This is a genomic window from Kocuria sp. (assembly GCF_030536815.1).
GTDB lineage: Bacteria > Actinomycetota > Actinomycetes > Actinomycetales > Micrococcaceae > Kocuria > Kocuria gwangalliensis.
The window spans coordinates 1-11,234 of sequence record NZ_JAUNPE010000005.1; the positions used below are offsets into that span (position 1 = coordinate 1).

The window sequence follows — 11,234 nt, forward strand, 5'->3', positions numbered from 1 at the left end:
CGGGCCGCCCCCGGGCGCACCCACACGGTCCCGGATGGGCGCTGCCGGCGGGGGGGGAGAGGCGCGGTCTTCCGCCGCCGGGGTGATCCGGGGCAGAATCTGATCACTCGAGGACCTCGTGAGCGCTGTCGCCACAGCGCGGCGGGGTCCTCGGCCGATCCGTATCACGATCCCGGTACCTGGCCGGGAGGAATCCGAAGGAAGGAGCTGCGATGAACCCCGATGAGTGCCCTGTCTGTGACACCGGTGTCCTTGCCACCTGGCAGGTGGCCGCCACGAACGAGACCATCCGCGTGTGCGATGAGTGCGACGGCGTGTGGGAGGCCACCGATGAGCTGCCGGGTCCACCCCTGACGACGATCGAGCAGTTCCTTCTCCTGCGCGGCCGGCCGCCGCTGTGGAGCGAGCTGCACCGACTCGACGAGGCGCCCGCCTCGTGAGCAAGCCACGGGCGGCCACCACGGGTGACTCGGCGTGGGCGCAGTACCAGCGCACTGCGCGGCTGAGCAGCACCACGCTGATCCTCAAGGGCGGACCGATCTTTGACCCCGCCAAGGTGGCCGCCAATCCTCAGGACTACCTGCTGGACATTTTCGAGCACGAGGCCGAGGCCGCCGCGCTGTGGCAGTCCCGTCGGCGACGGGACCGGGACTGGAGCGAGGGCGAGATCCGGCTGCGCTACCAGGGGGCCGAGCTGCTGCCGTTCGGGGCGGTGGATCACGTCTTGGCGCTGTGGTGCTACCTGCTCCATGTGGTCGAGGAGTTCCTGGACACCGGCCGCGGGAAGACCTACTACCCGGACCAGCCGCTGCCGGTGGTGCTGGAGACGGTCAAGCACAAGGTGTTCTTCTCCACCGACGAGACCCGGGTGATGGTGGAGCCCGTCCCCTTCCTCGATTCGTTGCTCGATGAGGCGCAGCGGTTCTTCGCCTGGGCCCAGAGCAACCTCGCTGAGCCGTCGATGGACCGGGAGATCGCGCAGCTACGGGAACGGCTGGCTCAGCTGTAGAGTCCTGGCGCCGAGCAGCAACTCGTCCGCAGCATCCTCTCCAGCGACCGCACCGACCTCTCCACTCACCCCTGATCCCAACCGTCGAGCTGGCCAGGAATCGCTTTACATATGGCCCGGTTAGAGGCGGATCTCCGCGAGCTCAGCAGCGCCCAGGCTTCGAGCTGCCCGCTTTGTGGTCGGGGTTAGTAGGGGGCCCCGTCGCTGGTGAGGGCTTCCTGGACGCGTTGGGTGAACATGGGTGCCAGGGTCCGGACGTATTCGACGGTGAGGTGATTGTTGTCCCAGTAGGTGTACACGTTGCCGATAACCGGCACACAGGTGCCTTCGGGGCAGATCAGATCCCCCAGGTCGACCATCGAGACCTGTGCCAGTTCGCCGGCCACCGGGTCCAGCGGGCTGTCCGGGCCCAGAATCACGTGGGAGGCAGCGCACTGGGGGGCGTCGGCCCCGTGGTCCACGGCGCACTGGGCGGGGACGAAGTCGAAGCGGGCGTTGTCGCGCAGCCCGATGACCTGGATGCCGCGCTCCGCCAGGCTACGGAGGCGTTGTTCCATCCCGGGGGTGAACTGTTCCTCGTTCTCATCGGTGCTGCGGGTGCCCTGGACCAGCACCAGCTCCGGGTTCACGGCCTCGATCACCGGGTCGGTGCCCTCCAACCATCGGGCGCATTCCTGGTGGTCGGCGACCTGTTCCTCGACGGTGGAGTACATGCAGTTACCGCGGATATAGGTCACCACCCGCCAGTTCTTGGCCTTGGCCAGTTCCTCGATCGCGGGGATCCACATGTGCACGTGACTGTTGCCGATGACCATCAGTGTCGCGGCGGGATCGGCGTTGGGGACGGTGTCGAAGCACCACTGCTGATAGCTGTCGGCGATCCCGAGCTCGGCCGGGCAGGGCTCACCCAGCCCTGGTTTCTGGTAGTAGTCGCCGGTGACCACCGGGATCGCTTCCGCCTCCGGGTCACCCTGGTACTGGAAGCCCGGCAGCAGGGCCGCGGCCCCGGGGTTGTTGCGATCGGCGGCGGCCAGCACCTCGGCGGCCCGCCGGTCCTGGACCTGCTGCAGCGACAGCACGGGCACGGCGACCACCGCCAGGCTCACCGCGACCGTGAGCGCCAGGCGCCGCTTGTTCTGCTCCGGCCACGCCCAGGCCTTGAACCGGTCTTCGACCAAACGGGTGATCACCACGGCCAGGACCACCGAGAGCACCACCAGCACCACCCCGGAGCGGGGCCCGGCCATCGGGCGGTCGCGCAGCACCAGATAGGTGATCAGCAGCGGCCAGTGCACCAGGTACAGCGCGTAGGCGCAGTCTCCCAGCCGCACCAACGGCGCCGAGGCGAGGATCCGGTCCAGCCCGAACGGGGACCCGGTTCGGCCGGCCACGATGATCGCCGCCGCCGAGGCCAGCGGCCACAGCGCGATCCACCCCGGGAAGGCGCCTTGGACGTCCACCAGCACCCCGACCGAGACCATGCTGACCAGCCCGAACCAGCCCAGGAGCACCCGGGCTGCCCGGGGCGGATTCAGGTACGGCAGCGCCAGGGCCAGCAGCGACCCGAGGGCGAACTCCCACAACCGGGTGCGGGTGTCGAAGTAGGCGAACTCCTGCTGAACGGATGTGGAGTACACCGACCAGGCCAGGGAGGCCGCGAAGATCGCCGCGAAGAACACCGCCAGCACCGGCACCGGCCGCCACCCGAACCGCCGGTGCAGCCACCAGGCCGCCCCGAACACCAGGGGCCACAGCAGAAACACCTGCCCTTGGACCGACAGGGACCAGAAGTGCTGGAACGGCGAGGCCGTGGAGTGATCCACCGCGTAGTAGTCCACCGCGGACAACGCCAGCGCCCAGTTCTCCGCGTAGAACACCGAGGCCAGCGCCTCGGCGCGCCAGCGTCCGACGTCGTAGCCGGGGTAGAGCAGCTCCACTGCCACCAGGGTGGCCAGGATCGTGAGCACCGCCAGCGGCAGCAGCCGCTTGAACACGTGCAACCAGTACCGCCCCAGGGCCAGGGGCCGGCCTGCCTCGAGCTTGCGCACGAAGGACAGCGTGAGGAAGAACGCGGAGATCAGCAGGAACACGTCCACGCCCCCGGAGACCCGCCCGAGGAACACGTGGTAGACCACCACCAGCAGCACCGCCACCGCGCGCAGGCCCTGCACCTCGGGGCGGAACCCCGAATACCGGGCCACCTGCCGGACGTCGACATCGGATCCGTAGGTGGTGCCGGCGGTAGCGGGGGTGAGGGGCTGACCGAACACACGCGGCATGGAGGACCTCCTGAACGGCCGCTCCTCGAAAAGTGGACAAGGGGACGGGGCGGCAACGCCGAAAATCTACCGCCGGCCCCGGCCACCCCCAGCACCGGGGTCCGGTCACCGGCGACCCGATGACCCCTGCATTGCTGGGCGGCGCAGGGGCCCAGTTGGTCAAGCCCCCTGGAGTGGTGTAGCGATCTTTCGTGTAAGGGTCAGGCTGTGAGCGCGGTCAGGGGGTCGGTGGTCACCTCGCTTCCGGTGTCCGCGACGGTGGTGAGCCGGCAGCGGGTGAGGACCTCGAGGCCGAGATAGCGGCGGCCTTCGGCCCACTCGTCGGTCTGCTCGGCCAGCACGGCTCCCACGAGGCGGACGATGGCTTGCCGGTTGGGGAAGATCCCGACCGCGTCGGTCCGGCGCCGGATCTCCCGGTTCAGCCGCTCAGCTGGGTTGTTGGACCAGATCTGGGCCCAGACGTCCTTGGGGAAGTTCGTGAACGCGAGGATGTCCTCACGGGCATCGGCCAGGTATTCAGCCACCGCGGGCAGCTTCTCGGCGACGTAGTCCAGCAACCGGTCGAACTGGGCGTTCACGGCTGTCGCGTCGGGCTGGTCGTAGACGCTGTGGAGCATGGCTTTGACGGCCGGCCACATGGACTTCGGGCAAATCGACATGAGATTGGCCGCGTAGTGGGTGCGGCACCTCTGCCAGGACGCCCCGGGCAGGTTCGCCGCGATCGCGTCCTTGAGCCCGGCGTGGGCGTCACTGGTGACCAGGCGGACCCCGCCCAGGCCGCGGGCCACCAGATCGGCGAAGAACTCGTTCCAGGCCGCCCCGGTCTCGGCCGTGGCCACCCGCATGCCCAGGACCTCACGGTGGCCGTCACCGTTGACCCCGGTGGCCAGGAGCACGACCGCGTTCACCACGCGCCCGCCCTCGCGGACTTTCATCGTCAGTGCGTCGGCGGCGACGAAGGTGAACGGCCCGACGTCCCCGAGGGGCCGGTGGCGGAAGGACTCCACGTGCTCGTCGAGGTCACCGGCCATCCTTGAGACCTGGGACTTCGACAGGGCGTTGATCCCAAGGGTCTTCACCAGCTTGTCCATCCGGCGGGTCGAGACCCCGGCGAGGTAGCAGTCGGCGACCACGGTGATCAGCGCGGACTCGGCCCGCTTGCGGCGCTCCAGCAACCACTCCGGGAAGTAGGTGCCGGCCCGCAGTTTCGGGACGGCTACGTCGATCGTGCCCACGCGGGTGTCGAGGTCGCGGTGGCGGTAGCCGTTGCGCTGGGTTACCCGCTCGGGAGCGGGTCGGCCCCACTCGGCGCCGACCACCGCGTCCGCGTCGGCGGAGAGCAGCGCGTTGATCACCGTCTGCAGCAGGTTGCGCATCAGATCCGGCGAGGCTTCGGACAGGGCTTCACCGAGCAGGCCGGTGGGGTCGACAATGTGAGGAGCGGTCATCGTGATGATGTCCTTTCGAGGGTGCTGTGAGAGGTGAACTCGAAAGATCTCACGGTGGCCGCGCCCTCGTCCGCAACGACGAGCAGGGCCACCGCGCTACACCACTATCGGGGGCTCAACTCATAGGGGCCTGCGCCCGCTAGATGGTCCGCACACACGGAAGCCTCCACGGCCCACCGCTTCGTTCCCCGTCCACCGGCCCGACTGGTTTCGCTTATTGGTCTCCCACCCCCTGCCCTGTCGGGAGCGGGCTGCTCCACGGGGTGCAACGACCCCCGTGGTCCCATCGTGGGAATCGGACGCCGCGCGGGACAAACCCTGGCCGTGCAGACGATGTTCTTGCGGCCACTGTGACGTCGAGCAGGCGCCGGAGGCACGCACCGACGGCGCAACTCCGTGGGAATCTTGACGGAATCTTGAGGATCCCGCGAGGTGGGCGTCAAGTGTGGACGAGACCCTGAAGTTAGATCGGCTCCGGATGCCCCGGGGCCATGGACGCGACCCCCGACGGGCCGCACACTTCGCTGGCCCTGGAAGGGCCGGCTCGATCAGGGGGAGTCATGAGCGCGATGTCACGAGCGGAGAGAACCGATTCAGGGAGACTCGACGATGCACTGATCCGGCCCACACGCCGGTTGGTGGGGATCGATGCGGCGAGGGGGTTGGCGCTGGTCGGGTTGATGGCCATCCACATCCTGCCCTCTTGGAACGAGGAGACCGGGGAGGCCAGCTTCACCTGGCGGATCTTCTCCGGGGACTCCGCAGCCCTGTTCGCCCTGCTGGCCGGGGTCGGACTGGCCCTGACTTCCGGCGGAAGCCACCCGCACGAAGGCAAGGCGATGACCGCCGACCGGATCGGCCTGGCGATACGGGCCGTGCTGATTGCGGCGGTGGGGCTGTGGATCGGGACGCTGATGCCCGAAGACGCCCCGGCGGACAACATCTTAATCTACTACGGGGTGTTCTTCCTGCTGGCAATCCCCTTCCTGCACGCCGGGCCGAAGGTACTCTTCATCTCCGCGGCGGTCTTCGGGCTCGTGTCCCCGCTGCTGATGCAGGGCCTGCTCAACGAGCTGCCCGCCTGGAGCAACTACAATCCCACCCTCACCACCGTCCTGACGGAGCCGGGGGCCACGGCCTCCCAGTTGCTGCTCACCGGGACCTACCCAGCCCTGCCGTACATGACTTATCTGCTGGTCGGCATGGGTCTGGGCCGGTTGAACCTGCGCAAGCAGGAGGTGCAGATCCGGCTGCTGGTCATCGGTGTCGGGATCGCGATCTTTGCTCAGGCCACCTCCTACTTCCTGCTCTACGCCTTCGGCGGCTACCAGCGGCTGCTGGACGCCTCCTCGTTCGGTGAGGAGGAACTCGCCGAGGTCCTGATCTGGGGACCGGACTCCCTGCCGACCTCCACGGTGTGGTGGCTGGCGATCGCCACCCCGCACACCAACACCCCGCTGGCGATCGCGGCCAGCCTGGGCGTGAGCCTGGCCGTGCTCGGGGCCTTCCTGCTGATCGCCCGCAAGGCCGAGGCCTGGCTGCTGCCGCTGGCAGCGATGGGCGTCATGACTCTGACCCTGTACACCGCTCACCTGGTGGGCCTGTCCTTCGAGCTCCACTACGACCAGCCGTACCTGTGGTTCCTGATCCACGTGACGCTGGCGGCCTTGTTCGCGGTCGCCTGGTACCGCGCCCTGGGCCAGGGCCCGCTGGAACGGGTTGTCAGCCTCAGCGTGAAAGGCACCCGCCGGCTCGTGCTCGGAGGGACCACTGGGACCTCGCGCAGGTAGGTGCCTCTGCACCGCCGCAGGCCGTGCCCGTCACCAAGCTCCGAAGCTCTTGGTGGCGGGCACGGCCCGCAGTCGTTTTCAAGCCTTAGGTCCGGGTGCTCCCAGTGTTCAGCCGGTGGGGCGACGGTAGGGCAGGTGGATCCGGAAGCTGGCGCCCCGGCCGTGGCCGTCGCTGGTGGCCTCCAGGGTTCCGCCCTGGGCCTCGACGAGGGCCTTGCTGATCGCCAGGCCCAGCCCCGAGCCGCCGCGGTGGGCCTCCCGGCCGGTGTTCGCGCGGTAGAAGCGCTCGAAGACGTGCGGGAGGCTCTCGGCACTGATGCCCTCCCCGGTGTCGGTGACGGTGTAAGTGACCGCCTCGGCGGTGTGGTCGGTGCGCAGGATGATGGTGCCCCCGGTCGGGGTGTGGCGCAGGGCGTTCTCCAGCAGGTTGCTCAGCACCTGGCCCATCCGTTCCGGGTCCAGCGGCACCGGGGCGGTCTCCGGGCCGGTGCTCACCGCGGTGATCGACACACCCTTGCCGGCGGCGTCGGGCTCGATGGCCGCGACCGCCTGGACCGCCAAATGCTCCGGGTCTTGGGGGGTGAGCTGCAGGCGGGTCATGCCCTCTTCGGCGGCGGTGAGCTGGCGGATGTCGCGGGCCAGGCGCTCCAGGCGGGTGATCTGGGCGTGAAGGATGCCGGTGGTGTGCGCATCGAGGGCGACCACCCCGTCCTCGACCCCTTCCAGGTGGCCTTTGAGGCTGGCCAGTGGGGTGCGCATCTCGTGGGCTAGGTCGGCGAGCATCTGGCGCCGTGTGGTGTCCACCGCGCTGAGCTTGGCCGCCATCTCGTTGAAAGAGGAGGCCAGGGCGTCGAACTCCGGGCCCAGCTTGGTGGAGGTGACGCGGACATCGTAGTTGCCCGCGGCCACCTCACCGGCGGCGGTGCTGAAAGAGGCCAGGGACCGCCCGATCGTGCGGTAAAGGTAGAAGGTGAGCAGCCCGGCGATGTAGAGAGCCGGCAACCCGCCGATGGCCAGGGCCGTGAGACTCACCGAGCGGAAGGCGTCCTCCAGGTGCACCAGCCCGAGGGCCTCATCGGCGTGACCCGACTCGACGAGCTCGTGGTAGAACATGTTCGGCCCGACCAGCACCGCGGTCACGACCACGATGATCAACCCGATCAACAGCACCGCGGTCTGGGCCAGCATCAACCGCACCGTCAACGGGCTCCAGGACCAGCGCGGGCTTGTTAAGACAGTGCTGCTCATTCTCCGGTGCCCATCCGGAAACCGATCCCGCGGATCGTATGGATGAACTTCGGGCTGGCGGCCTCATCGCCGAGCTTCTTGCGGATCCGCCCGATGTGCACGTCCACCAGGTGTTCGTCCCCGGTCCAGCGCGTGTCCCAGACGATCTCCACCAGCTGCCGGCGCGAGAGCACCATCTGCGTGTGCGTCGCCAGGGCGGCCAGCAGATCGAACTCGATCCGGGTCAGTGCCACCGACTCCCCGCCCACGCGGACCTCCCGGGCGGCCTCGTCCACCACCAGGTCCCCGATCACCAGCTCCTGGGCCCGCCCCGCCGGCGGCGGGGTGGGCGCGGGGCGGGTGCGGGCCCGGCGCAGCATGGCCTGGACCCGGGCCACGAGCTCGCGCGGGCTGAACGGCTTGGTCACGTAGTCGTCGGCTCCCACCGACAGGCCCACGATCTTGTCGACCTCGTCGTCGCGGGCGGTGAGCATCAGCACGTGGCAGTCGGAGAAGGTCCGCACCTGACGGCACACCTCGATCCCGTCGATTCCCGGTAGCCCCAGATCCAGCACGAGGACGTCCGGGGCGTACTCCCGCACCGCGGCCACCGCGTCCGTGCCGTCGTGGCGCACCTCGACGTCCAGGCCCGCCTTGCGCAGATATTCCGCGACCAGTTCCGCCAGGTCGACCTCATCGTCGACCACCAGAACACGCCCGGTGAGCGGATCCGTCATCTGTCCTCCCTGTCCTGATCGCTGTGATGTGAGTGCTGTGAGCCTCGGTGTCCCGGGTGGCCGTGCTGCCCGCGCGGGACCGGCGGTGCGGGTGGGGCAGTCGTGGACGGGTTCACCGGCGAGCTGGTGGTCGGTGTGGTTGACGCTCTCCCGCACCGTGAACCGTCACGGCTTCTCCGCCGTCTTCACAATCCGAGGATGCAACGGGTGGTCTGTATCAGCGGATCCGGGAGCTGCCGCAGCCGACGATCTGAGGCCGTCCTGGCTTACGGGGTCCGTGATGCGTAGGTCGCCCCGTCGACGGGCATGTCACGGGGCGGGCCACAGCCCCGTCGCGGGGGACGCGTTCCCCATCACCTGAGGCGGTCAGCCGCTAGCCCCCCCGCTGACATGATGCCCGGGGTCAGCGCGTGGGCTCGTTGTCGGCGAGGGAGGATGGACTGAAGGGGAGGGCGTCGCTCTCGCGTTGCTTGAGGTCCTTATACCAGCGTGCTGCGTCGTCCTGGGAAGCGGATTCGACGGCGCGCTCGGTGCGGTCGCCGCGGAAAATCGAACGCATGATCAGCCAGAAGATGACGCCGATGCAGATGGACGGCAGCACAGCCGCGAAGTACTCCATGGATGTATTCTCCCTTAGGGATCTGGACGGACGCTGGCGCCGGGTGTGTACTCAGCGCGGTGCATGGGTGTCTGTCAGGGGTATTCCACGGGGGCGGGTGGCGGTGTACCACTGGGCGCAGAAAACAACGATCAAGGTGACGTCCACGGCGTCCCCACCGTAATACATGATCTGCGCCCCGATTCGCGCGTCGGCGAAGTCAACGCCGGCGGGCGGGTGGCCGTAAAGCCACTTGGCCAAGATCGAATGGGCTGTGAGAAACCCAATGAGCGCTGCGGTCCGCAGGGCGAAGGAGCTCCGGTGCGGGTTCGGGTCAATCCCCACCATCGCGGCGGTGAAAAGATAGCCGGCCAGGAAGACGTGGGCGTGGACGAGCGCATACAACCACACCGAGGTGTGCATCATGCCGTACAGATCGGTGGTGTAAAGCGCCCACAGGCCCCCGACGTTGAGCACCACCGCGACCACCGGATGGGTCAGAGCCCGCACGAGAGCGGTGCGCAGGGCCCAGGAGAGCGCGCGGGCCTGAACCACAGGCAAAGCACGCAGAGCAAGAGTGACCGGGGCACTGAGCACCAGACACAGTGGCGCGACCATGCCCAAGAGCAGGTGCCCGACCATGTGGGCGGGAAAGCTCGTGCGGGCGGCTTCAGCGATCGGGCCCACCAGCCCGACCCCGGCGCAGAAGAGCCCGGTGTACCACAGCACGGCGCGGTGGATCGGCCAGCGCCCCCGGTGGCGGGACGCCCACCATCCCGCGGCGTAGCCGACCGCGCCCAGACCGAACGCCAGGGCTGTGACGTATCTGAACAAAGTCCAACCGAACATGCCGTGGTCGTGACTCATCGCGATTATCGTACATCTGTTTTCAAGACCTGGTCGGTCGTTGATCGCCCTCGTCCGGCTGGCTGACCATTCCTGTATGGCCACGATGAAGCCGCAGTGGATGATCGACTGTGGGAGCTGATCGCCCCGCTCATCCCGCCCCTAACGCCGCCGCGAGGTCCCGGTAGGCGGCGTGGATCGATGACTGGGCCGCTGTGGAGGGCATCTTGTTCGTGCTGCATACCTCGGTGTCGTTGACCTGCCACCGGCTCTGGGGCACGGGTCCGGACACACCGCCTGGTTGCCTCTGCGCGAGTGACAGGCGGCCGGGGTTTGAGAGAAGCCCCACCGGGCCGTGCTCGAGGAGCTCTCCGAGGAGCAGATCCTCGACTGGACAGGGGCCAGCATCGACTCGGTGTCGGTACGAACCCAAAAAGGGGAGCGAGCTGACCGGCCCGAACTCCACCGACCACGCGAACCCGGGCTCCAAGTACTACCTGCTCACTGACCGCAACGGCCTGCCCCTGCACGTTCACGCCCCGGCCGCCAACACCCACGACAGCCGTCTCTTCGAACTCCTGATGGTGGCCACCTCCGGTGTGCGCGATCGGTGCGGACGTCCCGTGCAGCCACGGCGCCGCCCAGGCATCAAAGTGCGTGTTACCCGCCGTGGGATCGAGGCCAAAACTCATCTGGATCGACACGGCTTGGTGGTCGAGCGCCCCATCTCCGGGGTCTTGCGCTTCAAACGCCTCGGAATCCGCTACGACCGCATCGTCGGCACCCTGGTCCTCTGCCCTGCTCGGCCTCCCGCTCATCAACGTTCGCCGACTGCGCCAGGCGACCAAGTTATGAGATCAGGTGCACCTCAGCGTGCCTGCACTGCACTGGTGGCCGGCGAGGTGCCGGCATTCCGATTTCCCCGGGCAGGGGCCGTGATTCCTGCCGGAGCGCTCGGCTCGCCAGTCTCGGGGGTTGGTTTGCCGGACGTCACTCGTGCCGGGCGTATGGGCCCCTCTTCCTTGTCATTGAGGATGCCGTCCCCGTCAATGTCCGGGTCTCCTTCATTGAGCAGGCCGTCCCCATCCATGTCCGGATCAACCTCATCGACGAACTTATCGCCGTCGAGGTTGTCGTCAGCCTCGTTGTCGATGCCGTCCCCGTCGAGGTCGGTGTCTTCAATATCGAGGGTGCCGTCGCGATCGGTGTCCCGTCTGGTGTCCGGAACCCGGGGCGCCACCCCGGGCAGGAGATCCTTCTCTTTCCCAGTGTCCGCGGACGGTGGCGGCGCGGATGGTGG

General features: G+C 68.2%; 11 protein-coding genes. 3 read left to right on the forward strand and 8 right to left on the reverse strand.

Annotated features, from left to right (window positions below):
• Positions 1–212 precede the first annotated feature (212 nt).
• Entirely contained in the window at positions 213–440 is a 228-nt protein-coding gene (locus Q4E95_RS01285; RefSeq protein ID WP_109222924.1) for a zf-TFIIB domain-containing protein, read from the forward strand.
• On the forward strand, positions 437–1,009 hold the full coding sequence (locus Q4E95_RS01290) for a hypothetical protein (RefSeq protein ID WP_109222923.1): 573 nt from the start codon (positions 437–439) through the stop codon (positions 1,007–1,009). The genes Q4E95_RS01285 and Q4E95_RS01290 overlap by 4 nt, the downstream gene beginning before the upstream one ends.
• Positions 1,010–1,194: 185 nt before the next feature.
• Here the strand turns inward: Q4E95_RS01290 and Q4E95_RS01295 are convergent, their stop codons facing one another.
• Both Q4E95_RS01295 and Q4E95_RS01300 read right to left on the reverse strand, forming a co-directional pair.
• The gene (locus tag Q4E95_RS01295; RefSeq protein ID WP_109222922.1) at positions 1,195–3,288 is read right to left on the reverse strand and encodes an acyltransferase family protein; all 2,094 of its coding nucleotides are present in this window, start codon (positions 3,286–3,288) and stop codon (positions 1,195–1,197) included.
• Positions 3,289–3,488: 200 nt separating this feature from the next.
• Positions 3,489–4,736 (reverse strand): IS256 family transposase, encoded by a 1,248-nt coding sequence (locus Q4E95_RS01300; protein WP_109223276.1) that lies wholly within the window; start codon positions 4,734–4,736, stop codon positions 3,489–3,491.
• Between the two features lie 560 nt (positions 4,737–5,296).
• Between Q4E95_RS01300 and Q4E95_RS01305 the strand changes: the two genes are divergently transcribed.
• Positions 5,297–6,526, forward strand: coding sequence for a heparan-alpha-glucosaminide N-acetyltransferase domain-containing protein (locus tag Q4E95_RS01305; RefSeq protein ID WP_238663207.1), 1,230 nt, complete (start codon positions 5,297–5,299; stop codon positions 6,524–6,526).
• A 108-nt stretch (positions 6,527–6,634) separates the two neighbouring features.
• On the opposite strand, the gene Q4E95_RS01310 is transcribed toward Q4E95_RS01305, so the two are convergent.
• The 6 genes from Q4E95_RS01310 to Q4E95_RS01335 all read right to left on the reverse strand — a co-directional run.
• Positions 6,635–7,774 (reverse strand): cell wall metabolism sensor histidine kinase WalK, encoded by a 1,140-nt coding sequence (locus tag Q4E95_RS01310; RefSeq protein ID WP_238663208.1) that lies wholly within the window; start codon positions 7,772–7,774, stop codon positions 6,635–6,637.
• The gene (locus Q4E95_RS01315; protein ID WP_095650770.1) at positions 7,771–8,490 is read right to left on the reverse strand and encodes a response regulator transcription factor; all 720 of its coding nucleotides are present in this window, start codon (positions 8,488–8,490) and stop codon (positions 7,771–7,773) included. Before Q4E95_RS01315 ends, Q4E95_RS01310 begins: the two co-directional genes overlap by 4 nt.
• A gap of 403 nt (positions 8,491–8,893) precedes the next feature.
• On the reverse strand, positions 8,894–9,109 hold the full coding sequence (locus Q4E95_RS01320) for a hypothetical protein (RefSeq protein ID WP_095650769.1): 216 nt from the start codon (positions 9,107–9,109) through the stop codon (positions 8,894–8,896).
• Between the two features lie 51 nt (positions 9,110–9,160).
• Positions 9,161–9,955: a cytochrome c oxidase assembly protein gene (locus Q4E95_RS01325; protein WP_095650768.1), complete on the reverse strand. Its 795-nt coding sequence runs from the start codon at positions 9,953–9,955 to the stop codon at positions 9,161–9,163.
• A 130-nt stretch (positions 9,956–10,085) separates the two neighbouring features.
• Complete coding sequence (locus Q4E95_RS01330) at positions 10,086–10,226, reverse strand: hypothetical protein (protein WP_303381612.1); 141 nt, start codon at positions 10,224–10,226, stop codon at positions 10,086–10,088.
• 576 nt (positions 10,227–10,802) lie between these two features.
• Positions 10,803–11,234, reverse strand: a 432-nt coding sequence (locus Q4E95_RS01335) for a hypothetical protein (protein ID WP_303381613.1), incomplete at its 5' end; no start/stop codon positions are given.